General features: G+C 48.9%; 24 protein-coding genes. 14 read left to right on the top strand and 10 right to left on the bottom strand.

The features are described from left to right. Positions 1-151: 151 nt before the first annotated feature. Complete coding sequence (locus tag Q4563_RS06840) at positions 152-286, bottom strand: hypothetical protein (protein WP_303604047.1); 135 nt, start codon at positions 284-286, stop codon at positions 152-154. On the opposite strand from Q4563_RS06840, the gene Q4563_RS06835 reads away from it, so the two are divergent. The 4 genes from Q4563_RS06835 (at position 254) to Q4563_RS06820 (ending at position 4694) form a co-directional block, all read left to right on the top strand. Next, positions 254-535 (top strand): YkgJ family cysteine cluster protein, encoded by a 282-nt coding sequence (locus tag Q4563_RS06835; protein ID WP_215975777.1) that lies wholly within the window; start codon positions 254-256, stop codon positions 533-535. The two genes, Q4563_RS06840 and Q4563_RS06835, sit on opposite strands and share 33 nt — an antisense overlap. Before the next feature lie 223 nt (positions 536-758). After that, complete coding sequence (otsB, locus tag Q4563_RS06830; RefSeq protein WP_303604042.1) at positions 759-1529, top strand: trehalose-phosphatase; 771 nt, start codon at positions 759-761, stop codon at positions 1527-1529. Beyond that, the gene (locus tag Q4563_RS06825; RefSeq protein ID WP_215975779.1) at positions 1492-3288 is read left to right on the top strand and encodes a glycoside hydrolase family 15 protein; all 1797 of its coding nucleotides are present in this window, start codon (positions 1492-1494) and stop codon (positions 3286-3288) included. Before otsB ends, Q4563_RS06825 begins: the two co-directional genes overlap by 38 nt. Continuing rightward, a complete protein-coding gene (locus tag Q4563_RS06820) occupies positions 3285-4694 on the top strand; it encodes an alpha,alpha-trehalose-phosphate synthase (UDP-forming) (RefSeq protein ID WP_215975780.1) in 1410 nt (469 codons plus the stop codon). The genes Q4563_RS06825 and Q4563_RS06820 overlap by 4 nt, the downstream gene beginning before the upstream one ends. A gap of 16 nt (positions 4695-4710) precedes the next feature. Here Q4563_RS06820 and Q4563_RS06815 read toward each other — a convergent pair whose 3' ends face one another. The 5 genes from Q4563_RS06815 to Q4563_RS06795 form a co-directional block, all read right to left on the bottom strand. After that, entirely contained in the window at positions 4711-5241 is a 531-nt protein-coding gene (locus tag Q4563_RS06815) for a response regulator transcription factor (RefSeq protein WP_215975781.1), read from the bottom strand. After that, positions 5238-6476: an ATP-binding protein gene (locus Q4563_RS06810; protein WP_303604041.1), complete on the bottom strand. Its 1239-nt coding sequence runs from the start codon at positions 6474-6476 to the stop codon at positions 5238-5240. The genes Q4563_RS06815 and Q4563_RS06810 overlap by 4 nt, the downstream gene beginning before the upstream one ends. 89 nt (positions 6477-6565) lie before the next feature. Continuing rightward, entirely contained in the window at positions 6566-7069 is a 504-nt protein-coding gene (gene rimI, locus Q4563_RS06805) for a ribosomal protein S18-alanine N-acetyltransferase (protein ID WP_303604040.1), read from the bottom strand. Next, positions 7056-7841: a hypothetical protein gene (locus Q4563_RS06800; RefSeq protein WP_303604039.1), complete on the bottom strand. Its 786-nt coding sequence runs from the start codon at positions 7839-7841 to the stop codon at positions 7056-7058. Before Q4563_RS06800 ends, rimI begins: the two co-directional genes overlap by 14 nt. 6 nt (positions 7842-7847) lie before the next feature. Then, entirely contained in the window at positions 7848-9395 is a 1548-nt protein-coding gene (locus tag Q4563_RS06795) for a 2-isopropylmalate synthase (RefSeq protein ID WP_215975784.1), read from the bottom strand. A gap of 220 nt (positions 9396-9615) precedes the next feature. Here Q4563_RS06795 and Q4563_RS06790 point away from each other — a divergent pair, with 220 nt between their 5' ends. The 5 genes from Q4563_RS06790 to Q4563_RS06770 all read left to right on the top strand — a co-directional run bounded on the left by Q4563_RS06790 (position 9616) and on the right by Q4563_RS06770 (position 14911). Beyond that, positions 9616-10947 carry an MATE family efflux transporter gene (locus Q4563_RS06790; protein ID WP_303604038.1) on the top strand — a complete coding sequence of 444 codons (1332 nt, stop codon included), beginning with the start codon at positions 9616-9618 and terminating at the stop codon, positions 10945-10947. A 55-nt stretch (positions 10948-11002) separates the two neighbouring features. Further along, positions 11003-11626 carry an adenylyl-sulfate kinase gene (gene cysC, locus Q4563_RS06785; protein WP_303604037.1) on the top strand — a complete coding sequence of 208 codons (624 nt, stop codon included), beginning with the start codon at positions 11003-11005 and terminating at the stop codon, positions 11624-11626. Between the two features lie 17 nt (positions 11627-11643). Then, positions 11644-12423: a 3'(2'),5'-bisphosphate nucleotidase CysQ gene (gene cysQ, locus Q4563_RS06780; protein WP_303604036.1), complete on the top strand. Its 780-nt coding sequence runs from the start codon at positions 11644-11646 to the stop codon at positions 12421-12423. A gap of 227 nt (positions 12424-12650) precedes the next feature. Further along, complete coding sequence (gene prfC / locus Q4563_RS06775; protein ID WP_215975787.1) at positions 12651-14234, top strand: peptide chain release factor 3; 1584 nt, start codon at positions 12651-12653, stop codon at positions 14232-14234. A 125-nt stretch (positions 14235-14359) separates the two neighbouring features. Further along, positions 14360-14911 carry a hypothetical protein gene (locus Q4563_RS06770; RefSeq protein ID WP_303604035.1) on the top strand — a complete coding sequence of 184 codons (552 nt, stop codon included), beginning with the start codon at positions 14360-14362 and terminating at the stop codon, positions 14909-14911. 51 nt (positions 14912-14962) lie between these two features. On the opposite strand, the gene Q4563_RS06765 is transcribed toward Q4563_RS06770, so the two are convergent. Next, on the bottom strand, positions 14963-16234 hold the full coding sequence (locus Q4563_RS06765) for a TonB family protein (RefSeq protein WP_303604034.1): 1272 nt from the start codon (positions 16232-16234) through the stop codon (positions 14963-14965). Between the two features lie 278 nt (positions 16235-16512). Between Q4563_RS06765 and Q4563_RS06760 the strand changes: the two genes are divergently transcribed. The 3 genes from Q4563_RS06760 to Q4563_RS06750 all read left to right on the top strand — a co-directional run bounded on the left by Q4563_RS06760 (position 16513) and on the right by Q4563_RS06750 (position 18835). Further along, the gene (locus Q4563_RS06760) at positions 16513-17205 is read left to right on the top strand and encodes a cyclic nucleotide-binding domain-containing protein (protein ID WP_215975790.1); all 693 of its coding nucleotides are present in this window, start codon (positions 16513-16515) and stop codon (positions 17203-17205) included. 135 nt (positions 17206-17340) lie between these two features. Beyond that, positions 17341-18024, top strand: coding sequence for a flagellar brake protein (locus Q4563_RS06755; RefSeq protein ID WP_303604033.1), 684 nt, complete (start codon positions 17341-17343; stop codon positions 18022-18024). Beyond that, a complete protein-coding gene (locus Q4563_RS06750; RefSeq protein ID WP_303604032.1) occupies positions 17981-18835 on the top strand; it encodes a hypothetical protein in 855 nt (284 codons plus the stop codon). The genes Q4563_RS06755 and Q4563_RS06750 overlap by 44 nt, the downstream gene beginning before the upstream one ends. A gap of 345 nt (positions 18836-19180) precedes the next feature. Here the strand turns inward: Q4563_RS06750 and Q4563_RS06745 are convergent, their stop codons facing one another. Next, positions 19181-19978: a hypothetical protein gene (locus Q4563_RS06745; protein ID WP_303604031.1), complete on the bottom strand. Its 798-nt coding sequence runs from the start codon at positions 19976-19978 to the stop codon at positions 19181-19183. 296 nt (positions 19979-20274) lie between these two features. Between Q4563_RS06745 and dinB the strand changes: the two genes are divergently transcribed. Then, a complete protein-coding gene (gene dinB / locus Q4563_RS06740) occupies positions 20275-21336 on the top strand; it encodes a DNA polymerase IV (protein WP_303604030.1) in 1062 nt (353 codons plus the stop codon). Between the two features lie 239 nt (positions 21337-21575). After that, complete coding sequence (locus Q4563_RS06735; protein WP_215975794.1) at positions 21576-22004, top strand: ExbD/TolR family protein; 429 nt, start codon at positions 21576-21578, stop codon at positions 22002-22004. Between the two features lie 165 nt (positions 22005-22169). On the opposite strand, the gene Q4563_RS06730 is transcribed toward Q4563_RS06735, so the two are convergent. Together Q4563_RS06730 and Q4563_RS06725 are read right to left on the bottom strand one after the other, a co-directional pair. Further along, the gene (locus tag Q4563_RS06730) at positions 22170-23447 is read right to left on the bottom strand and encodes an aminotransferase class I/II-fold pyridoxal phosphate-dependent enzyme (protein ID WP_303604029.1); all 1278 of its coding nucleotides are present in this window, start codon (positions 23445-23447) and stop codon (positions 22170-22172) included. Positions 23448-23566: 119 nt separating this feature from the next. Further along, entirely contained in the window at positions 23567-25534 is a 1968-nt protein-coding gene (locus Q4563_RS06725; protein ID WP_303604028.1) for a M48 family metallopeptidase, read from the bottom strand. Positions 25535-25558: the final 24 nt, after the last annotated feature.

The raw sequence follows: 25558 nt of genomic DNA, 5'->3' as shown, positions 1-25558 counted from the left end.
AGCAGATATAGAGCGTGTCCTAGCTCTACCTTACAGAAAGCTTCGCTGGACCCATCTGCCCAGAAACGCTTCCCATCGCTAGGTCAGTTCCCCAGCACAACATTGTCTTTTTACGAGCTAATGTTCAACAAAGTGATAAAGAAAAGGTCTGTCAATGTGGCACACGACCTACCATAATCATGTCCAGCGTCCAGCGTCCAGCGTCCAGCGTCCAGCGTCCAGCGTCCAGCAAAGAAGAGGTTAATTCGTACCATTGAATATCAATACTGTCGATCTGACTGAGCAAAAAATAACTTGTTCAACCTGCCGTGCAAATTGCTGCCGTCTGGAGGTAATGCTTATCACCGACACCGGCGTGCCAGAAAGGTATATTGAGGAGGATCAATGGGGGGGCATGACAATGGCTAGATTAGAAGATGGTTGGTGTGCGGCACTAGACCGACAAACAATGCTGTGTACAATCTATGAAAACCGCCCTTTGATCTGTCGCGAGTTTGAAATGGGTGGGTATGAGTGTTTAGCTGAGCGTGATTAAAAAGATTTTTATTTTGGGGATAACAGTTACTTCGTTTTAAATTGTTGTCACATAAGATCACTTGATAGCTATATTTCAACTGTTCCCTCGGCAACTAATCTTAAGATACCCATTTCCGTATTTTTCTAAATTACCCTGTCTCCAGATTTGTATCGCCCATTTCATAGAGTTTCGCACCTTGATATAGTCAGTAATCCATAGTGGTACTCAGGTAGTAATGTTTATGCAAATTGACCAAACCCAAAATATCGCTTTGTTCCTGGATTTTGATGGCACCCTAGTGGATTTTGCGCCTACCCCAGATGGTGTATTTGTCTCTGAGGAATTAACTCAGATTTTGGGTACCTTAGCTGTGCAACTTAATGGTGCTTTGGCTCTGGTGTCTGGGCGGACGATCGAATCACTGGCAGGCTTAATCGTCTTACCCTTGACGATGGCGGGTAGTCATGGTGCCGAGTGGCGCTTCGGGGACGGGCCTGTTATGTCTCATAAACTAGATCTAACTGAGTTTGCACATATCAAAGCCAAGTTAATAGATTACGCAACAAATGCTGGCTTAATCGTTGAAGATAAGGGGCATGCTGTTGCCTTGCATTACCGAGGTAAAGAGCATTTGCGTGAACACTTGGACAGTTTTATTGATGATCAGCTACAGTTGACTAAACGGACAGATATACGTGTGATTAAAGGCAACTGTGTCAGGGAAATACAGCCAATCGGAGTTGATAAGGGTGTTGCCGTTGCACGTTTTATGAGCACACATCCTTTTGCCGGCCGTCAGCCGGTGTACATTGGTGACGATACAACCGATGAAGACGCTTTTGCTTGGGTGAACCAGAATGGCGGTGTCTCTATCAAGGTTGGAGCCGGAGAAACGTGCGCTGGGGTACATTTAACAGATTCTGGCGAGGTTCTTGCTTTTTTAAAGTTACAACTCAATAGACTGGAGGGTGTGGATGAAAAAGCGAAATCTAAAAATGGGGTTGATTGGTAACTGTGTCATTGGGGCATTGGTCGATCAATATGCTGAAATTGTATGGACGTGTTTACCTCGATTTGATGGCGACCCTGTCTTTTGTTCGCTTTTAAAGACCGATGATGAGGATGCGGTACAAGGTACCTACGCCATTGATCTAGAAGACTTTAGCCATAGTGAACAGCATTACGAAAAAAATACAGCCATTCTAATAACAACTTTATATGATACCCATGGTAATGGGGTTGTGGTAACCGACTTTGTTCCGCGTTTTACTCAGTATGGCCGCATGTTTCGGCCCATGATGCTAAACCGAAAACTTGCACCTATAGGCTCTCCTAAAATTCGCATCCGGTTACGCCCCGCATACAGTGATGGCCAGTATCCCTATTCTCGCATACAGGGCAGTAACCACATTCGTTTTGTTGGCAATGATTTAGCGTTACGACTCACTACCGGCTTGTCGGTGACGGCGGTAATGGACGAAACCTGGTTTGTTCTTGACGGTGAACACTATCTTATTTTGGGTGATGACAAATCAATTAAGGAGCCTATTAAAGAAATAAGCGAGCGTTTTTACGCTGAAACGGAGTCTTATTGGTTGGAGTGGTCGCGCTATCTAGCGATTCCCTTCGAATGGCAGGGCGCGGTCATCAGAGCGGCCATAACTTTAAAACTGAGTGCCTATGAAGATACAGGGGCTATTATTGCCGCGATGACGACCTCTTTACCAGAGGCCAAAGATACCCAACGTAACTGGGATTATCGCTTCTGTTGGTTAAGAGATAGTTTCTTTACCGTGCATGCGTTAAATCGGCTGGGTACGACTAGAACGATGGAGCAATATTTACAATATCTTGTAAATATAGTTGCTGAAATGGATGAAGATCACCTACAGCCGGTGTTTTGTATTAATGGCTCTAAAAGTATGCCAGAGAGAATTGCTCATGATCTTCCTGGCTACCGAGGAATGGGGCCGGTCCGCGTGGGTAATCAGGCCGCCGAACAAATTCAACACGATGTATACGGCGCTATCGTACTTTCCGCCACGCAAATGTTTTTTGATGAGCGTATAAGACGCCCAGGCAGTGTTCAATTATTTGAGTTATTGGAAACTGTCGGAGATAAAGCCTATGCCTTTTATGATAAACCCGATGCCGGCTTGTGGGAGTTAAGAGGCTCGAAGCACGTACACACTTTTTCCAGCATGATGTGCTGGGCTGCGGCTGACCGATTGGCCAAAATAGCACGTAAATTAGAATTGCCAGAAAGAGTGGAATACTGGCAGTGTGCAAGCCATAAAATTAGCACTGCTATTGAGGCCAATGGTTTTAATAATGAGTTGAATGCCTATACAGCTACCTGGGGGGGGGACACCATGGATGCAAGCTTGTTATTAGCTTGTGAGCTGGGGTATATAGACGGTAAAGATCCACGATTTATAGGTACCATTACTGAGATTGAAAACAAATTAATTCCCGAAGGCAGTAAATATTTATTTCGCTATGTGGTTGAGGATGACTTTGGTACACCTGAAAATGCCTTTACGATTTGTTCGTTTTGGTATATCGATGCACTAGCTGCGGCAGGTCGTGAGCAAGAAGCTAGGGTTCTATTTGAAGATTTATTGTCTAAGCGTAATCACTTGGGATTAATGTCGGAGGATTTAGATCCTGAAACTGGTGAGTTGTGGGGTAACTTCCCACAAACATACTCAATGGTCGGCATTATCAATAGCGCTCGAATTCTTAGTAAGAAATGGGAGCATGAACTGTGAGTCGTTTAATTGTTGTATCGAATCGAGTGGCAAAAACGGATGGGGCCAACAAAGGTTCAGAAGGTGGTTTAGCCGTAGGTGTAATGGCTGCTATGGAAAAGGCCGGAGGTGTATGGTTCGGCTGGAGCGGTAAGGTAGACAACCGCGATGAAGCTGCCAAGCACGAAGTAAAAGGCAATATTGAATATATTACCGTCAATATGCGGCAGTCCGAATACAACCAATATTATAAAGGTTATGCCAACAGCGTCCTCTGGCCACTGTTTCATCAGCGTCCGGAATTAATGCAGTACAGCGATAGAGATTTGAGTGGCTATATACAGGTTAATAAGAAATTTGCCGATGAATTGTTAAAAATCATTACTCCCACCGATACCATTTGGATACATGATTATCACTTAATTCCATTGGGTAAAATACTGCGTGAAGCTGGCGTAAGAAATCCGATAGGTTTTTTTCTACACACGCCTTTTCCATCTATTGATTTATTGCGTACAGTGCCCGGTTATAAGAATGTATTGGAGTCTTTGCTGCACTATGACTTGGTGGGCTTCCAGACTGAAGCCGACCACCTAGGCTTTTGCATGGGTGTGGGGCAGGGGTTAGGCGGAGAAATTCTAAAGAATGATCGTTTGCGATTTGGTGACAGACACTGTACCTCGCGCGTTTATCCTATCAGTGTTGAGACACAAGCTTTACCGGGAGTCGCTGACCACGGTGAGTCTACCCAAGAGTACCAGCGTTTATACGAAAGCTTGGGGGATCGTAAACTACTTATTGGTGTAGACCGGCTGGATTATTCCAAGGGGTTGGTAAGGCGCTTTCAGGCCTACGATCGTTTGCTGGGGCATAATAGAGAATTTTTGCGGCAAGTGGTTTATTTACAAATATCCCCGACCTCACGCGGCGATGTACAGGCCTATGGTGACCTTGCCAAACGTATCGACCGAGAGGCGGGACATATCATTGGGACTTACGCTGATTTTGATTGGATGCCCTTGCGTTATCTAAATCGAGGATTTCGCCGTAAAACCATTCTGGCGATGTATCGTCTAGCGCATGTAGGTTTAGTGACTCCACTAAAAGATGGGATGAACTTAGTCGCCAAAGAATACGTGGTTGCGCAAAATCCGAAAGACCCAGGAGTGTTGGTTTTGTCGGAATTGGCGGGAGCTGCCGATGAGCTAGACTCAGCCGTTATAGTTAATCCCTACGATGTGGATGGTATGGCGGGATCTCTGGCGAAGGCATTACGCATGCCATTGGATGAGCGAATAGATCGCTGGCAGCGCATGATGAGCGTATTAGAAGCTCAAGATATTCACGCCTGGCAGAAAAGTTTCTTAACAGATCTTAAACAGTTAAGTGATGGACAGGCTGTTACTGCACGGGCTATCAATACCTGATAGATTGCCGCTGCTACTAGTGCTTTACCGGGCGCTTGCTCAGCTTTCGTTGTAATGTACGGCGGTGCATGCCTAGAGCGCGTGCAGTAGCCGATATATTACCATCGTGTGCGGCTAGAACGCTTTGTATATGCTCCCACGCTAGGCGATCGACCGAGGGCGGTTGATCAGGAATCGTGGGAGTTTCTCTCGTGTCAGTAAATGCCGCTAAAATCTCATCGGCATCGGCCGGTTTACACAAATATTGGATCACCCCTTTTTTTACTGCTTGCACGGCGGTGGCAATACTGGAATACCCAGTTAGCATAACAATGTGCAACGATGGTTTGCGCAGTAATAATTCATCGACTAATTCTAAGCCGGATTCGGCGCCAATTTTCAAATCAATAATAGCTCGTTGATAATCATTCTGTTCGCTTAAGGTATAAGCTTCTTGGCTATTATGAGCGACATCGGTCTTAAACCCTCGTCGAATTAAGGCGCGTTGTAAAATTTCGCCGAAAGTTATGTCATCATCAATAATGAGTATGGCGTCGCAGTTGTTCATATTCCACCTAAAGGCAAAGTAATGGTAGTGAGAGTCCCGCCCTTAGGGCCGGCCTCTAGGCTAACGCTGCCACCGTAACGTTGAATACTGGCATGAGTTAGAAATAGACCGATACCTAGGCCATCGGGTTTGGTTGTGGATATCGGCTGTGTTCCTAATAAGGGGCGAGTGCTGGGTGCTATGCCTTTGCCGTCATCGATAATACGCCAGAGTAGTCGTTCATTTTCTATTGCCACCTTAATCGCTATACCTTCTTCACTGGCATCGGCAGCGTTATTTAGCACATTAATAATGGCCTGCTCAATAGTTGGGTGCAAGGTCACTGAGTGGCTCGCTAGGTTTTTATCTAAATCTTGTTGGGTCGACACATCGGGTCTTAATAATTGCCAGTGATCAAGCAATTGCTGACAGTACTTTAATGCCGGTACCGCAGAGGGGTTAGTGAGTTGATCAATATCCGCGCGCTGACGTAATTTTTGTAAAATACTTGCGCACTGACTCACCTGTGTACCGAGTAAAGCAATGTCATCTTGGGTTTGTTGCGGCAATAAAGGATCGGCTGCGATTTCCCCTAATAATACTTTAATGGTTGCTAGAGGCGTACCTAACTCATGGGCGGTGCCTGCGGCTTGAGTCGCAACTGCTATTAGTTGTTCATTGCGCAAATCTTCTTCACGCAGTGAATTTAACTCGTCTTGGTGTTGTCGTACGGTAGCCGTCATACGAACAATAAAAAAGCTGATTAACAGTGCGCTGAGGGCAAAGTTAAACCACATGCCTATCATATGAATATTCATACTGGGCAAATGGTGTGAATGGTGATCTATGTGCGGGGTAAATAAAGGCAGAGGTTGATGCCAAAATAACAAAAGACTGTAAAGTGCAATGGCCAATAGGCTGAGCGACCAAGCATAGAGCTTGGGCAGTACACTGGCGGCAATACAAACGGGCACGAGAATATAAGACAGTAATGGGTTGCTGACCCCGCCCGTGAAATAAGCCAAAATAGCTACTGCGGCGATATCGATTAACAAATGAAGGGCCAGCTCGGCTGGTTGAATCTCGAGTGCAGGGGAGGTTCTGGGCAGCGATGCAAAGTTAACCGCGATGAGGGTGAGGGTGATTGCTGCGATCGGGATAACAGGAATTGATGAAAATAAATGAGCAATGGTGCTTGCCAAAACCAATGACAATATCAATAAAAAGCGAATAAAAACCAAATGTCGCAAATGCACAAAGCTCACCGTTTTAGAGAATCGTTGGCAGAATGCCCCAGTTGCGTTAAAAACTCAAAAAAACCGGGTGCGGCGAAATGTCGCAGGACTTATAGGCGTAAAGTGTAAGCCATAATGATGGCGTCTTCCCGCCCTTTGGCACTGGGGTAATAATTAGGACGAATGCCTACTTCGGCAAGTCCCAGCTCTTGATATAACATAATCGCCTTGATGTTTGATTGGCGTACTTCCAAGTAGAGTGTATCGGCAACGCAAGTGAGCTGCTCCAGTAAATAGCTGAGCAAGAGTCGAGCGAGGCCACGTCGTTGCCACTGTGGTGCAGTAGCAATATTCAATAGCTCAGCGTCACCAGCGGCGACACTAAACACACAATAGGCAACAACGGTTTGCTGATCACACAAAAGTAAGCATTGTTGGCGCGAGTGGAGGCAGTCTTCGAACAACTTTCGACTCCATGGGTGAGAATGGACGGACTGTTCGATCGTTAAAACAGCGGCAATATCGTCTGCTGCCAGTGGCCGCAGTTGCAGGTATACCCCGTTTAACGGTAGCTGGGTGTTGAGCGCGTCCGCGCTGAGTTTATTTGTACTCACGAGCTTGTAACGTTTGCCAAACTTGGCGTTTCAGATCGGGGGTTTGCAGTAATTCGGTGAGGCTGGGAAGTACCGCGGCACGCCGTGTCGTTTCAGTTTCGCCATAACAGCTTACTAGCGCCTGACTAAACGTCGCTTCGGGTTTAGTTTCTGGTGTGGCTAAGTACTGTGCAGGCCGCAGACCAAAAATCCATAAATTGGCTTGCGGCGATTTAATTAATTCTTCATTGATCCAAGCTTTTAACTCTTCGCTCACATCTTCTTCGCGGTAACGGCTGGCCAGGTCATCATTAATGGGGCAGCGGATTCGCTCGGCCTCTGCTAGTGGCTGAGAGATCTGCTGGGTTGCCCGTAAAATATTGGTTAATAATGTTTCTTTGGGGAACGCCATTCCCGGCTCGTGTTGATCGACAATCATTAAGGACGGCGAGGCGCGCCAAAGATGTAAGTGCACCGGCTTTACGCCGGCGGTCTTGGGGGTAAGTGATGCTTTTAGCGGCGCTTTTGGGGCTGCTTTGCGCTCTTGATTCCCCCCGATACCGGCCAGTACCTGACCGACTGATTCTACATTTTCTTTCGGTGTTGAGCGTGCGGGAAGAGCCTCAGTCTCAGGCCGCATCAATGATTGGGCCGGTGTGTGGCTTGACGCCTGCACAAGTGTCTCTGGTATCGCGCAGAGTACAGGTTGCGGCGCGTGGGGTAGCCGCACACGGGGCATATAGCCATCAATGCCTAGAGCGTTTAAATACTTTTGCCGCGCGAGCTCATCCATGTTCTGTTAAATGCCTTCGCGCTGCGGGTGCGAGCGCTCGGGAGCGGCCAGCAAATTCAAGGCGTGTAAATACGCCTTGGCTGAAGCAACGACTATGTCTGTGTCTGCCCCAACGCCGTTGACGATTAGGCCGTCTTTGGCCAAACGTACGGTAACATCGCCCTGTGAGTCGGTACCCTGAGTAATAGCATTCACCGAATAAAGTTTTAAGGTCGCGCCGCTATTCGCCACGCTTTCGATTGCTTTGTAAGCGGCGTCTACAGGGCCACTGCCGGTGGCAGAGCACTGGTGTTGCTCACCACTAATGGTGAGAGATAAGTGAGCTTCTGGCTGTTGGCCGGTTTTACTGATTACCTCCATGTCGCCAAGCACGTAAATGTCGGGTGCCTCTTGGGGTACCACACCACTGACTAGGGCCTGTAAGTCTTCATCAAAAATTTCGTGTTTTTTATCGGCTAAGTCTTTAAAGCGCTCGAAGGCTACGGTTAGTTCTTCGGGTGTCTCAAAGGTAATACCGAGGGCTTCAAACCGAGCCTTCACCGCTGCTCGACCCGAGTGTTTACCTAATACCAGTTTGTTCGTGTTCCAACCCACATCCTCGGCGCGCATGATTTCGTAGGTTTCGCGATGCTTAAGCACGCCGTCTTGATGGATGCCGGATTCGTGGGCAAACGCATTGGCGCCAACGATGGCTTTATTAGGCTGTACTGGAAATCCGGTAATGGTGGATACTAGGCGCGAGGTGGGTACGATGTGACTGGCGTCGAGGTCGGTTTCGACCGGCATCATATCTTGTCGGGTGCGTACTGCCATGACAATCTCTTCCAGCGCTGCATTGCCTGCACGCTCACCTAAGCCATTGATCGTGCATTCCACCTGACGGGCGCCGTGCATCACAGCTGATAGGGAATTGGCTACAGCCAGCCCTAAATCGTTGTGACAATGGGTTGAGAAAATGGCTTTATCCGCATTGGGGATGTTTTCTATTAAGCGGCCAAACATGGCCCCGTACTCGCCCGGTTCGCCATAGCCGACGGTGTCGGGCAGGTTGATGGTACGAGCGCCGGCATTGATTACCGCTTCAATGATTTGGCACATAAAGCCGAACTCTGAGCGGCTGGCATCTTCCAGTGAGAACTCAACGTCATCGGTGTAGTTACGTGCTTGCTTGACTGCAGCGACTGCTTGCTCCAGCACCTTAGGTGGCTCCATTTTCAGTTTGTACTGCATATGGATAGGGCTAGTGGCAATAAACGTATGTATGCGGCCGCTGTTAGCAGGGCGAATAGCTTCGGCGGCGCGTTCAATATCCCCAGGTACGGCGCGAGCCAAGGAGCAAATAGTACTGTCTTTAACGACCTTAGATATCGCTTGAATGGACTCAAAGTCGCCTTTGCTGGCGATGGCAAAGCCCGCTTCGATAATGTCCACGCGCATTTTTTCCAACATTCTAGCAATGCGGATTTTCTCTTCCCGGGTCATGGATGCGCCAGGGCTCTGTTCGCCGTCACGCAGTGTGGTATCAAAGATAAACAGTTTGTCTTTATTGCTCATGGTTGCCATTTCTCAAGGTCATATCTGCGACCCGCCGGCCGCAGTGTATTCATTAACAGCGTTGTAGCCCATTATAGAGTTTAGTGGCTCGCAAAAACACCATAACCGAGTCTGGCGCTGTTAGTTGGTCAGCTTATGGGCTGACAGGCAGCCACCTAGCGGGTCTGGTATACTTTGCCACCCGCCGTTAGGCTCCATACATCCGATTAGGTTGCCATTCATGCCGCCACTTCAGGCCACCATGACCGAGGGGCATGTGCCCACCCAGCTGCGTACTCTCGCGCTGCCGATGGTGTGGGGATTGATGGCGACCATGTCTTTCAATGTTGTCGATACCTATTTTGTCGCTCAATTGGGCAACAGCCAGTTGGCGGCAATGAGTTTTACCTTCCCTGTGGTGATGGTACTGACCAGTATCGGTATAGGCTTGGGCGCCGGCACCTCATCGGCTGTGGCCCGTCTGCTGGGTGCAGGTAATGCTTCCAGCGCCCAGCGCTTGGCAACCGATGCGGTGACTCTAACACTGTTGATTGCGGTATCCGTGTGTGTGTTAGGTTGGTTTACTATTGACCCATTGTTTACTCTGCTGGGCGCTCCGCCTGAGTTGATACCACTTATTCACCAATATATGAGTATCTGGTATTTCAGCGCACCTTGTTTGTTAGTGCCCATGGTGGCGCTAGCATCGCTGCGTGCTATGGGCATGAGTCAAATTCAGGGAACATTAATGAGTGTCGCGGCTCTGTTTAATGCAGCGCTTGACCCTCTATTAATTTTTGGTTTGTGGGGGTTCCCCGAGCTCGGTATCGCCGGAGCGGCTTGGGCCACTTTGATCACTAGAGCACTGACGCTGGTGTTCGCTTTATATATACTGAAAGCTCGCGTTGGATTATTGGGCCCCTTAAGGGCACCTATAGCCGTTATTGCCAGCTCTTGGCGAACGATTATTCATGTAGGGCTGCCGGCCATGGCGTCCAATATTATCATTCCGCTGGCCAGTGGTGTGGTGGTGATTATGGTGGCAAGCTTCGGCACCGATGCGGTGGCAGGGCTCGGAGTGGCAGTGCGAATTGAGCCATTAGCGCTGATTGCCTTTTACGCATTAAGTGGTGTAGTAGGCCCTTTTTTTGGGCAAAATGATGGAGCCGGAAAGCACCATCGAATGTACGAAGCCTTGACCATCATTACGCTTTTTTGTTTGGGCTTTGGTGCCTTACTAACAGGCCTAATGTGGCTGTTTGGCGCCCAGTTGGCTGAATTGTTTAGTGAGCACCGCGCGGTGCTGGAAGTGGCCGTATTGTATTTGGCCATTGTCCCTTTAAGTTATGGCTTGTATGGGCTGACGATGTCAGTCAATGCGGCGTTTAATGGTTTGGGGGCACCTTGGCCTGCCATGATGTTATCCGCCAGCCGGGTACTTTTGGTATATCTGCCGTTAATGTTGTTGCTCAAGTCAACGTGGGGGTTAACCGGAATATTTATCGCCACCGCTGTTACCAATGCCATTGTGGGGGTATGGGCCTATTTTTGGCTTCGCTCCCGCATTCAATGAGTTGGTAATATATTGTAAGATTGAGTGATCAAAAGAAGGATCAGTGAGAGACACTATGAGTCAATCAGATAAGCCCTATAAATTAAAGGATATTACCTTGCCATCCAATGCGGTATGGCACACTTGTACCGTAAGCGCTGCTCAGCGCGCAGAGTTATTACAGCAGATGCCCCGTTGCATCTGGTTAACGGGGCTTTCAGGGTCGGGTAAATCCACGGTGGCCAATGCGCTGGATTCAGCCTTACATAGCAATGGTATTAAATCCTACTTGTTGGATGGTGATAATGTTCGCCACGGGCTGAATAAAGACTTAGGCATGACGGAAAATGACCGCGCCGAAAACATTCGTAGAGTCGGTGAAGTTGCTAAGTTGATGGTGGATGCCGGTTTGGTGGTGATCTGCGCTTTTATTTCTCCCTACCGACGTGATCGACAGATGGTTCGGTCTATGTTTGATCACGGCCAATTTGTCGAGGCCTATTTGGATACCCCTTTATCTGTATGTGAAGGACGCGATCCCAAAGGTTTGTACAAAAAAGCACGCGCCGGAGTGATTAAACAATTTACCGGTATTAGCGATCCTTACGAGCGGCCCGAACATCCCGAGGTTACACTCGACACCAGTAAACTCTGTGTTAATGACTGCGTTAAAGATATTTTTAGTACATTGGTGCAATAACAGCGGAGAGCAAAACCTTGCAGAAAAATCAGTATGAGCAAGTTATCACCATTGCCCAGGCGGCCGGTGATAAAATTATGGAAGTTTACCAGCGCGATTTTGCTATCGAACAAAAAGCAGATCAAAGTCCCTTAACCGAAGCGGATTTGGCCGCTCACTCTCTTATTGAAAAAGGTTTGCAGGAGCTGGGAGAAGTGCTGCCAGTGTTGTCAGAAGAGAGCGGCGATATTACTTGGGCCGAGCGTCAGCAGTGGAGCGAATACTGGTTGGTGGACCCTCTCGACGGCACCAAAGAATTTATAAAAAAAAATGATGAATTCACCGTAAACATTGCTCACATAGTTAATGGCGCCCCTGTGTGGGGCGTGGTGGTTGCGCCTGCCTTGGGGGTGACTTATCACGGCGGTACGGCCGTGGAAAACAGTTATAAACGTTCACCCAATGATATCGAGATGCAAGTGGCCGAGCTGCCAAGTGGGACGGCAGATTGGTGCATTGTGGGCAGTCGCTCACACCAAAGTGATGCTTTTGTTGAGTTTGTTAGCCGCTTCCAAACGCCTAGTATCACCAGTATGGGTAGCTCATTGAAAATTTGTTTGGTGGCCGAGGGGAAGGCTCATTTGTATCCGCGGCTGGGCCCCACCAGTGAGTGGGACACCGGTGCCGCTCACGCGGTATTACTTGGTGCTGGTGGTAAAGTGGTTGATTTGGACTCCAATCAGCCGCTGCTTTATAACCAGGAAGAAAACATACTCAACCCTTACTTTTTAGCAACCCCCCAAGAATATAAGACCTAGGGTATGAGTGGCAGTTGAGTTATTTGAGAACTTTTTGTTTTTTGTCGATGCGCTCAGTGGTTCGTATTTATCAATAATTTTTAATAGTAAAAGCAAGTTTGTCAGTGGTGATTCACTGGTAGAGAAATAGATCGCTTGCGATAATTAATACTAATTTTACGGGACTATTATTTGTAATATAGATTACAAATAATAGTCCCAGTTTCAAACAGGTAATAACTCTTAATATGTCTAACACTGCGTTGCAAAAGCATATCGACAAACGCCGCACTTTCGCGATTATCTCGCACCCTGATGCAGGTAAAACCACCATCACTGAAAAGCTACTGTTGTTCGGCAACGCTATTCAGGTGGGCGGCTCGGTGAAAGGGAAAAAAGGCCCTCATGCCAAATCTGACTGGATGACTATGGAGCAAGAGCGGGGCATTTCGGTGACCTCGTCGGTGATGCAGTTCCCCTATAAAGAGCGCATTGTTAACTTGCTGGATACGCCTGGACACGAAGACTTCTCGGAAGATACATATCGTACCTTGACCGCAGTGGATTCGGTATTAATGGTGATTGATGGCGCGAAGGGTGTTGAAGATCGCACCATTAAATTAATGGAGGTGTGTCGTCTGCGCGACACGCCTATTTTGTCGTTTATCAATAAAATGGACCGCGATAGTCGCGACCCGATTGAGGTCATGGATGAAATTGAAGATGTGTTGAAAATTTCTGCCGCGCCAATCAATTGGCCGCTAGGTAACGGCTCACATTTTAAGGGTGTATATAATCTTTATACTGACACTCTTCATGTTTACCGCTCGGGTCAAGGCCATACCATTCCTGAGGATGAGCAGGTTAAGGGGTTGGAGACCGACGAGGCGAAACAGTTGCTGGGTGACGAGTACGATGATATTTGTGATGAAATCGAACTGGTGCGTGGTGCCACTCACCAGTTCGACTTGGATGAGTATTTGGCAGGGCGTATGACGCCGGTATTTTTTGGTACTGCATTGGGTAATTTTGGTGTGCGTGAAATGCTCGATGGATTTGTTGAGTGGTCACCTAAACCTATTGGACGCGCGACCAACGAGCGATTTATCGAATCTAACGAGGAAGGATTTTCTGGATTCGTCTTTAAGATACAAGCCAATATGGACCCGAAACATCGTGACCGTATTGCATTTATGCGTGTGTGCTCAGGGGTGTATAGCAAAGGCATGAAAATGCGGCATGTTCGCTTGGGCAAAGACGTGAAGGTTTCCGATGCGGTTACTTTTATGGCGGGTGACCGGGAGTCCGTGGAGCAAGCGGTAGCAGGTGATATTATCGGTTTGCACAATCACGGCACCATCCAGATCGGTGACACCTTTACCGCTGGTGAGGCGCTTAAATTTACCGGTATTCCCCATTTTGCACCAGAACTCTTTCGTCGTATTCGTCTAAAGGATCCTCTAAAAACCAAAGCGTTGCAAAAAGGTTTACAACAATTGTCTGAGGAGGGGTCCACCCAGGTTTTCTTTCCGCTGAATAATAACGATATCGTGGTGGGTGCGGTCGGGGTGCTGCAATTTGAAGTGGTTGCCTACCGACTTAAAGATGAGTACAAGGTCGAGGCCATTTACGAACCCGTTAATGTGGCCACAGCTCGTTGGGTTGAGTGTGATGACGCCAAGAAAATGGAGCAGTTTAAAAACAAGTGTGAGGATAACCTATCCATTGATGGCGGCGGCCACCTAACTTATTTAGCCCCAACACGCGTGAATCTGTCACTGGCAGAAGAGCGCTATCCGGATGTTAGATTCCGAGCTACGCGGGAACACTGACGCTGTACCGACCCGTAGTGGTGTGGCTGCTATGGGTTAAGCTTGTAGATTACAGTGGTCAGTGCGTTTAGGTATATTACGTTATACTAACGAGACGATTTGCCCTACATGGAACGGGAGCTGGTGTGGAAGAGACAAACGATAATAAAGATCTGGTGTGGGATCTTGACACTTTCAGTCAGCGTCAAAAGGCGGTTAGTTTTGTCATGGGTTTTGAAAACAAACTTTGTGTCTACTCCAGTTCGGTTCGTCAGCTTTACACTAACTACAATATTTTCTTTCCTAAAGAAGAGTCACGTAAGCTTGTGATTCTTCCCAACCCCTATGCCCCGCACGACACCTATAATGGTATTCCAACCCGTTCTGTGACTGCTAGCGGGTTGCATATTCTGCCTGATAGTGCGGGTGCGTTACAGCTTACCTTGCCACTTAAGCGCGGTACTAAAGCATACCGAAAGGTGCCATTGCGAGTAGGATTGCGAATGGTGGAGCAGCGACTGCCTGAAGGAAAGTCATTTTTACCCGTACTAATGAAGGGTGATTTACGTGAGATGGATGCGACCACACCGTGCCTGCATTTGCATTTTATCCATCTAGAGCGCTTAGAGTCTCACTCTGTGTTGGAGCAAACTGGAATTCGCAAGGTAATTGAGAGCCATTTGAACAGTTTGTGCTAATCATTGCGTTAGGTGCAGTGCCGTTTAGACGGCACTGCACCCATTCAGTTGTTATTGCAAAGCGAAAGTAATGGGAATGGTGAACTCGTGAAACTGGCCACTGATGACTTCCGGGATCTCGGCAAAAGGGGCGGCATCCGCGACGGCGTCTAGGGCTTCATTATTCAAAACAGAGTGATCGGCTTCTTCTAACAGATCAGTGCTCAACAAATCGCCATTGCGGTTGATGCGAACCGCAATACGGATAAACCCTTGATAGCCACGAGCCAGAGCTCTTTGTGGATATTCAATTTCTCGCTGAACTTTGATGACCAGTTTGGAGAAGTAACGTTGGTTGGCTAGTATCGACTCCGCGGTAAAGGTCGGTACAAAGTCTTCGTCGGTCTCGTCGACCATTTCACTGGCCTCACTGCTGGATGATGCAGCAATCTGCTCAGTCTTGGCAGGAATCGGTAGCTCGGGAGTGCTGTCTTCGACCACCTCGCTGTCAGGTGCTGGCTCAGAGGGCTCGCTGGTCGCGATATCGTTCGTGGCGACCGTATCAGTGGGGTCCTCAACTGAGCTGGGGCCGGCTAACTCCAGCTTGGGCGGCTTGATGGGGGGGGCGGCAATTGTTGGCTCAGGAGCTGGGGCAACAACAGGTTCTGGCTCAGGCGCAACAGCAGGCTCTGGTGCCGGCTCAGGGGGCGGCGGTGGAGCAATCCATGCTGCAACCTCTTGGCGACGCTCCTCATTGGGTTGAATGTTGCTATACCGGCTTTGCAGTGCACCGCTGACTTCACCTGCTTTTAACAGCTGGTCGCGAAAGGTAGATGATAGGGGCACTCGGCCCACCCAGGCACTCGCTAGTAAGCCAAAAAATGCGTCGCTTTCGATTCTTCCCAGTTCTACACCGTTAACGCTAATGGATGTTCCCTCCCCTGGGGCAAGGGCCATGACAATGTGATCATTTTCCAGCAGGCGATCTTGAAACATTTGGGTAAATGCGACCATGTTGTCCGCCTGCTCGGTCAGAGCGCTAGAGCGAATATTAATGGCCATGCCTTCAATCCACATGCGGCTAAAACGTCGGGCAGCCATGCCTCGGTCGGCGGTGATTTTCATCTCCAGCCGCATCGGCATATTTGAAGCTACCAGTAAGTCGGCGGCTTCGGTTAGGCGCTCGCTATAGATAGCCCCGATAAACCGGTCTTTACCTAGTTCTTGGTGTATCGCCATACCGTTTAACAGGGGCTCTGCATGAGCTTTGCCGATAAGCAGTAGGCTTACCAATAAAGTCATTAGGTAGGCTGGCCAGAGAGAGTTTTTTCGATTCGTTTGCATACTTGGCTTCACTTTTACGATAAGGTTTTATTCTTGGAAGTACGGTAAAGCAATGATTTTGGTACTTTATCAAGCGATCAACTTCAACTGTACCGAAAAACAACTCGTCAGAAAAGCAGTTTGGTTGGAATCTTGGCGTAGAATAGAGAATTGTCAGCTGCATTTGCTCTGAACGAGCGGAAAGGCTATAAAGTGTAAAGAACTGATAGCATTACATTGAAAAGTACCCGCTCGGTGGTACCTAAAACCTGTTAATTGAGCTGTATGGGCACGTATTTATGGAAATTAAGCGCATTGAAACAATGGGACGGCAAACGATAGAGCAGTTATTATCGGCCATTCCGTTTTTCAAAGCGGTCAAGCAGGCTGATTTGAGCCAGTTTGAGGTGTTGTTACAGTTTTCCCGTATTATTACCTACGCCCCTGGTGAAGTTGTCTTGCAGCGAGGCGATGGCGATCAGTGTTTGTACTTTTTGCTTAAGGGCCGTTTGGCGGTCTACCCTGGCGAGAGTCTCACTGCTGATCCAGTCAACTTTATTACCCCAGGAGAGGTGTTCGGTGACCTAGCCAGGCTTACCCACAGGCCTCGTTCGGCAACCATTGTCGCCGATAGCCCAGGCCGGGAAAGCATGGTGTTTTCGTCGGATTTCAGCGAGTTAGACAATCTGCGTTCAACGTATCCGATCAGCCTGCAAACTAAATTACTCTATTATCGAAACACGGTACATAATTTACGCTGGAAGCTTGAGGTCTATCGCTCGCAGCATCCTAAAGATGATCTGGCCAATCAGCACCGAGCCATCAGATTATATATGGGGCCTAAAGATACGCCCGAAGAACTGCAATCGCTCTACCAGCAAGCGTGTGAGTTAGCGAATTTGTTGGTGGCTTGGAACGATCAGTTTGGTGGTTTGAGCGGTGCGCAAGAGGCCTCAGGGGCAACTCAGCTGATCAGCGCAGTTGACCATTAACAGTTTTGACATGACACGGGTCATCATTGATAGGCTTAGCCCCACCTTGCTCCATGTAAAAAAGCGAATAGCGCACCTTATAGCGATGCGTTGGCTGCTCGCCTGAAAATTGAATATTAATGAGACTTGTTAACGATGGACTTTGAGGCCTTAAAACTTCCCCATGGCACTTCCCTTCAGTTACAGGTGACCAATGGGCAGGGGCAGCCAGAGCGGTATGCTTGTCGCTTTATTGGGGCCGTGCCTGGACGCAATTTAATGTTTTCCGTCCCCAAAGCCGCTGGCAAGCTTGTGCGTTTTCGGCCTGGTCAGCGATTGGCGGTGCGTATGATGGTGGCCAATGGGGTTGGTGTATTCGCCGTGGCAGTTGAAGCGCAAAGTAATGAGCCATTCCCTTTACTGTTTGTAAGTTATCCTGAATCGGTTAAATTCAAAGGTATTCGCAACGCCACGCGTGTGGTGGTTGATTTACCCATAAAAGTCGAAAATATCAGTAGCCTGACTAGTGTTAATGGTGCGGGCTACATAGCTGACATTAGCGTTACCGGTGCCCGCTTAGAATTAACAGAGGCATTGGCGAGCATTGGAGATGAGGTCATTATCCGGGCCCAAGTGCCTGTTGAGAGGCTCGCTTTACAATGGTCGATTAAGGCGGTAATTCGTTCTCGAGTGGAGCGCAGCACCCAAGAGCAAGCGCAAGAATTATCTGCGGTTTATGGTATTGAGTTTATCGAAAGCGAGCAGGAATCACTATTAACACTATATGCCTATGTGTATGCTCAAATTGTTGCCGATCAAACGCCGCAAGACAGTGAATAAGCAAGCGCTATTGATATTGGCGCTGGCACTGACAACAGGTTCAGCCAATGCGGTAGAGCTCGATCAGTTACACCTGCCTAAAAGTTATTTGCGGTACCTGCCTCAATTGCTCGATGGTGCACGTTTAATGGAGTCTAGCGAGCAGTGCCACAAGTTTCTTTCCGGCACTCTAAAAGCGGATGCCAGTCGCTTAGAGCGACCAGTTTTTGTGTATGCTTGCCGAGATGAAAGCTTATTAACCTATCGCTGGCTGGTCGACGGAATAGATTTAACGATTCTCGATTCCACGCGTCCCACCGGACGCATCAGTTTTACTGACCTACAAGCTGAGATCGATGCGGAGCGAGAGCGAATGCGCGCATTGGAAGCGGTGCGACAGGAACAAATGGCAGCCCTAAAAGCGGAGCGCGTGAAAATAGAAAGTATGCGTCAGCAGGAGCAGAAGAGACGTCAAGAGCTGCTTCGCCGTAAAAAGCTGTGGCAGGTATGTATGCAGAAGTTTAAATTCCAAACTCAGAATATGCAGGCCGTAGAGCTTAAAACCCTAGCACAACCACAGGCCATAGAATTAACGCAAGAGGATAAGCAGGCTCAGTCTCAATCAAGCCTGAGTGATGGCTCTCCTGCCGCCGCTGCGTCTAATCTTGCCATCCGTTTTATAATAGACTTTGATGCACGTGATATTTACGATCAGGCGCTCAATTACCGAGGGTACTGTGATGTGTCCGCTCAAGAGGAAATCGATTTAAATATCCATCCGCGCGCCCTGGAGCTAGAGTCGGCCCAAAGTTCAGAGTCAGTCGCTCGCTAGTTTATTGGGGAGTTCCCGGGTGCACACCTGGCCTGTTAACGCTGATTATCAATTTTGTGGTGTTTTAATCCTGCAAGGGTTTTAAGGTTATGAGTTGAGTGCGGCAGCTGGGACTGTCACTTGTTACCGCGCCGCCGCGGCTTTTTCCTTAGACTCTACACTTGTGGTGCCGGTTGCACTCCGGGTGCTCATAAGACGCCGACTGCTTCCGTATAGGTTATTTAAATGAGGGGGCAGTCAAAAGTGCAAATCCATGCTTGCATGGTTAACCGGGTCGTAAGCGTTCCGGCATAAAAAAACCGCCCTAATGGGCGGTTTTTTGTTTTTCCAAGCTTATACGACTAATTACTTAGCCTTTGGCTTGCGACCGCGTTTAGCAGCGGCTTTCTTGGCCGGTGCTTTTTTCGCAGTGGTTTTCTTTTTGGCCGGAGCTTTTTTAGCGGTTGTTTTGCGCTTAGCTGGGGCCTTTTTTGCCTTGGCTTTAGTGGCTGCTTTCTTAGCTGTGGCTTTTTGCTTGGCAGCAGCTTTTTTGGCGGCGACTTTAGCTTTGGCAGCGGCTTTACGCTCGGCAGCTTTTTGCCTGGCGGCGGCTTTCTTAGCAGCAGCTTTAGCTTTGGCAGCGGCTTTACGAGCGGCTAGTTTGGCTTTGGCGGCAGCTTTGCGCTCGGCAGCCTTTTGCTTGGCAGCGGCTTTCTTGGCAGCAACCTTAGCTTTAGCAGCAGCTTTTTTGTCAGCAGCCTTTTGCTTTTTGGCCATTTCACGCTGAGCTTTGCTCATGGCGGCAGAGAACTGAGCTGCTACCTTGTTGCCTGACTTGATTGAGGCCAGAGTCGCTTTGGCTTCAGCCAGAGCTGCGCTGGCGCTGTTAGCGGCAGTTTGAGCTTTCTTAACGGCGGCGTTAGCAGCAGTCACTTGTTTGGCCGAAGCCGGGGTTTTCTTTTTCTTTTTCGCAGCGGCCAGTTTTGTTCTGGCTGCTTTCAATGCGTTCTTTGCTTTGGTTACCGCTTTTTGCTGAGAATCAACGGTTTTAGCCGCCGCCTTTTCTTCAGCACTGCGGGCCTTGTTCAGTTGGGTTTGCAGCTGATCAAGCTGTTTTTCCAACTGTGCAACTGTATTTACAGTTTGGGTTTTACGAGCAGCCATGGTGAGCTTCCTTTATTGTTGTGAACAATTGTTATGAACAAAAAAGTGAACGGAATCTTTCCGCTGCCAATACGTTAAAACTTTGCAGAGGAATTTCAACCATTTTAAAGCATTTTTATTGAAAAAAACGCAGAAAATGGAAAATTAATGCCGATTTCGATGATTTTTTTGCCACTTGCTAAGAAAAAACGCATTTATAGAGCGTGCAAAGGATGAAATACAATTATTTTTTTAGACGCAGTACCGAAGTGTTGCAGGATATATACTGAATGCATGTACAGCTCATGGGGGTTTTTTTGAATCGATTTATAATTCATATTGATGCGGATTGTTTTTTTGCTGCGATTGAAATGCGCGATCGGCCCGAATTATTCGATCGACCAATGGCAATTGGCGGCAGTGCAAACCGACGTGGTGTAATTTCAACGTGTAATTATTCGGCGCGACAGTTTGGTGTGCGCTCGGCTATGGCAACGGCATACGCATTAAGGTTGTGCCCGGGCTTAACATTGCTGGAGCATCGTATGGCACTGTACCGAGAAGTCTCGCAAGAGATGATGGCAATATTTCACAAATATTCCGATATTGTTGAGCCGTTGTCACTGGATGAAGCGTTTCTCGATGTCTCATCGAATTGTGAATCGCTGCAGGAGGCGGGAAGCCTAGCGCAAGAGATCAGGCAAAAAGTTTGGCAAACATTGGGGATTACGGTCTCCGCGGGTGTTGCCGGTAATAAGTTTCTGGCCAAGGTGGCCAGTGATTGGCGCAAACCCGATGGAATGTTTGTCATTGATAGTGATCGGCAGGATTCATTTGTGGCGCAATTGCCTATATGGTGTATACCCGGCGTAGGGAAGGTCACCTCTAATCAGTTACAGTTTATGGGCGTGAGTTTGTGCCAGGATCTTTATTGTCACAGTGAAAACGAATTAGTTAAGCGTTTCGGTCGTTTTGGTGCTCGACTTTATCATTTAAGTCGAGGTGTGGATGAGCGGCCGGTCAAGCCGACACGGGAACGAAAGTCCGTTAGTGTGGAGCAAACCTACGCTCAAGATATCGAATCACTGAACGCTTGTGAGGCTTTATTGCCCGAGCTGTATCAGCGATTAATGCTACGGCTAGAAAAGCTGTCGGCGGATACGGTAATCGCTAAAGGGTTTGTCAAAATAAAATTTTCAGATTTCCGTCAAACCACGCTGGAGCGATTAGGTGGGGATTGGGCGGCGGAGGCATTTTTACCCTTACTTGCACAGGCTTACTCGCGGGGTAATGGCCGGGTGCGGCTATTGGGGTTAGGGGTTAGATTGGCGGGATCAGGCCCTCAGTCCGCTGCTGTGGAGCAAATAAACTTATTATAAAAAGCGGTTACCCGGGGGCGATTGGCTTGCGCAACACAGCGGTGGGCTGCACCAAGGTGGTGCGCCGGTGCGGGCTGCCTTCTTAGTATCCGTTGGTTTTAAAGTGACCCGATAAAAATTTTTACGCATATTTGCATGAAAAAGGTCTTCAAATGGTTAGTCATGGCCACCACAAGCTGGTAGTATTGCTCCTCGAAAATTAATACCAACCACCAGTAATAATAACGGGAGTGTGCGCGGTGAGTCGTAGAAAGAAAAACCGTAGCTCTGAAGAAAGTAATGATATCGATCTGACGCCAATGCTGGACGTCGTCTTTATCATGCTAATTTTCTTCATCGTAACAGCGTCTTTTGTTAAGGAAATTGGCCTCGACGTCAATGTGCCAGAAGAAAATGACGAGCCACCACCAGAGAATGCGGATCCTAATATCCTGGTTCAGATTACCGCTGACAACCAAATTTGGATGTTTGGTGATAATGGTTTGCGTCGGATAGATGAGGCTGCCGTGCGTTCTAATATCGCCCAGATGCGTGCCGAGCTGCCCAAGGCTGCGGTGATCATTCAGGCTAACCACGAAGCTGACTCAGGTGTTTATGTTGCTGTGGCTGATGCCGCTCGTGCAGCCAAGGCTCCTGCCGTCGTACTGGTGCCAGTGGAACACAACTGATACTCGTTCAAGAGTGTGAGTTAAAAAACCACCTACGGGTGGTTTTTTTATGCCTGTAAAAAGCGTTTAGAGTGCAAAGGTGTTGGCATTGCTCTGAGGTCGGTGTGAGTGGTCAGGGGGGGGGATGGCCCGAGCGCTGAACGCAGCCCGGGCCCAGTGGATGTATTAGCCTGCCAGTGCTTGGCGAACAGAAGCCAGCTTAACGCACACCACAAAGACCTCCATGGCACCGACAACCTCTTCAATGGAGGGTACGGAAGGTGCAATGCGTATATTGCGATTTTCGGGGTCATCACCGTAGGGGAAAGTCGCTCCTGCTGGGGTCAATTTGACGCCTGCTTCAGCGGCGAGCTTAACGGTGGCTTTGGCACATCCAGGGCGGGTATCAAAGGAGACGAAATAACCGCCAACAGGCGCTTCCCAATTGCCGAGGTCAGTGCCATCAAAGGCGGTGCCCAGTGCTGACAGTACGGCATCAAAGCGCGGTTGCAGCAGTGCGGCATGCTTTTTCATATGCTTGATCAGTGCGTCGCGATTGGGTAAAAATTGCGCGTGACGTAATTGGTTGACCTTGTCTGGCCCAATCGTACTGGCCCCTAAGAATTTCTTCAGACCAGCTAAATTTTCGGTGCTGGCGGCAGTAAACGCAACGCCGGCGCCGGCGAAGGTGATTTTAGAGGTGGAGGCAAACTGAATAACGCTATGTTCAGTGCCGTGCTTGGCGGTCAGCTCGAAAACGCTGGCCAGCTGTGGTGGGTTCTCCACCAAATCGTGCACCGCGTAAGCGTTGTCCCAAAAAACACGGAAATCGGCGTGAGCTATCTGGCCCAGTTTGGCAATTCGCTCGACAGTTTCGTCGGAGTAAACCACCCCGGTTGGGTTGGAGTACTTGGGAACGCACCACATGCCGCGGATACTGGAATCATTTTTAATCAGCTCTTCAGCCGCCTGCATGTCCGGACCATTTGCGGTCATGGGCACGGTGACCATATCGATACCCAGTTGCTCACACACGGTGTAGTGACGGTCATAGCCGGGTACCGGGCAGATGACTTTCGGCTGCTCGGCATTTTTCCAGGCGCTATCGGGACCGGTAAGCCCGAAGTGGTAGGCTGTCATCATGGTTTGATGCATCAAAGTAAGGCTGGAATTGCCTCCCACGACAATATTGCTGCTGGGCACGCCCATGAGGTCAGAGCCGAGGCGTTTGGCTTCCGCAATGCCGTCCAGGCCGCCGTAGTTACGGGTATCAGTGCCGTCGCTGGCCTTATAGTTGCCGTTTAAAATACCGTCCATGCCGTCCGACAGGGACAGTTGATCTGCAGAAGGCTTGCCACGAGTGACGTCGAGTGAGAGGTTTTTGCCGAGAATAGCGTTGTATTGCTCAGCCAGTTCTGATTCCCAGGCTTTGAGTTGCTCAGCGGTAGCTTGATCCAGTAACAATGGGGTCACCTCAATATTGGTTGCAAAGCGCGCGGGGCGCAGGTGTCGCTATTATAGCGGCACTGGAGCCAAGATTTAAGGTGCCGAAGCAAATACAGTTTTAACAGCGGCGGGATTGATTAGTGATTGCGGGCGAGGTCGGCTCTTAATGGTGGCACTGGGCAGTTTAAGCTATCGGCAACAGCGCGAAAGAGCTCTGCCTCAGCGATGGTGATAACACCGTCAGATTCGATGGCGCGCATCATAGCTTTAAGTAATTGCGGCTTTTGCAAAGGCTTAATTTGATTGAGCTTGTCGAGTGCGCGATCCAGTGTGTGAGTATCCAGCTGGAATAAATCGATCAAGGACAGCTCACTTAAACGCAGCTCTTGGCAGGCGGCGGTAAAGGCTTTTTGGCAGTGTTGTAAATTGTCGCTGCTGGCATGACTCATAAACGATAGCAATGTGGCGCACTCGCCGCGCAACTGACGAATACTGAGTGAACCACTGCGGTGCTGAATTGCCCCTAGGTGATGTTGGATAATACGTCTGACCGACCACTCCATGACATTAGTTTCTTGGTCGGCTTCAATTAATGTGTCGATGGCGGTCAAGAAGTTCCGGTGCTGTGTGTGGCTTAGGTTTTTTAATGCCGGCAGTGCCAGCTCAATTAGCGGCAGGCGCAAATGGATTTCAATTTTTTGCGCGCGCTGGGCTGTGGGCGCTAATTGGTTAAGCTCTGTTGTAGGGTAGAGTTCGGTTAGGGCGCGCCACTGTTGCCCGCGCAGTTGTTGATCGTTATCCAGTAGCAGGCCAAAGACCACCGCACGCGCAGAAAATGGATCGTGAGCTGCAGCGTGCAATACATCGCTAATGCTTGCCATGGTTGACTGGGCCTGAGCCAAGTCTTCCGTGCTGGGTTGGCCGATATTGTCGACTGCGGCTGTCATATGTTCGCTGTGAAAACTGGCGGCACTTGCAGCGCTGAAGCCACTGACTTGTGCGCTGGCATTTGATGGTTCGCCTTGTTCAGGCGTCGCCGTAGTAGTGCTAGCCTTGCCCACACTGGGGTAATCACCGTCCCATTCTGGTTGCACGCGCTTAATACGCTCGGGAAGTGGTGGGTGAGTGGCCATCAGGCTATTGAAAGCGGTGGAAACCCCCTGGCCAAAATACATATGGCTAAACTCGGCGCAGTGCTTGGCTTCCATTCGACTGCCAGCGGGTAGGCCGCCGATTTTTTTTAGCGCGCCAGCAATGCCGCTGTTGTCGCGAGTAAATTGAACTGCGGAGGCATCGGCCAAAAATTCCCGTTGACGGCTGACGGCGGCTTTGATCAAACTGCCGAAAAACGTACCGGCATAACCAATTACCATTAGCGCTAAGCCTGCGCCTATAACAGCTCCCTGAGAGTTGTTTTTGCTGGAGCGGCCAGAGCGGCGATACAAAGAGCCGCGCAGTATATATTGACCGATAAGACCGAGTAATAAAATGCCGTTTAGTAAAGCGACCAAGCGCATATTTAAGCGCATATCGCCATGGAAAATGTGGCTGAACTCGTGGGCGACAACACCTTGTAGCTCATTGCGGTTGAGCTGTTCAATGCAGCCTCGCGTGACTCCAATCACCGCATCCTGAGGCGTGTGCCCCGCGGCGAAAGCGTTAATGGAGGCCTCTTCCAGCACGAATACTGGTGGCACGGGTGTGCCCGAGGCGATAGCCATCTCTTCGACCACATTCAGTAGTTGTTTTTCCGCGTAGTCGTTTGTGTCGTGATTGATCTGTCGACCGCCTAAAGCCTCGGCCACTGTGCTGCCACCACCGTTTAGCTGGAGGTACTTATAAATGCCTCCGAGCACCACAACGGTTATGACCATCAGGGCGATTCCTGTAGCGGTCTGCCAGCTTATTAATGTGTCCACTTTTTGCAAAAATGTCATGCCGGCCGTTTCCATCACAAATAAGCTATTACCGGTTTGCAAATAATAAGTGATGCCAATAAAAAGCACTGTGGTGACGGCTATTAATGAGAGGACGGCCAGCCCAAGCAGAAAAACCAGGTTGCGTGTATTTTTCTTGGCAATGTCTTGCTGCTCAAAAAAGTTCATGGCGGCTCTCATTAATCATCAGTA

The organism is Gilvimarinus sp. 1_MG-2023, from assembly GCF_030548285.1.
Note: the sequence above shows the minus strand (reverse complement) of the source record. Positions and strands in the feature narration are given on the sequence as shown.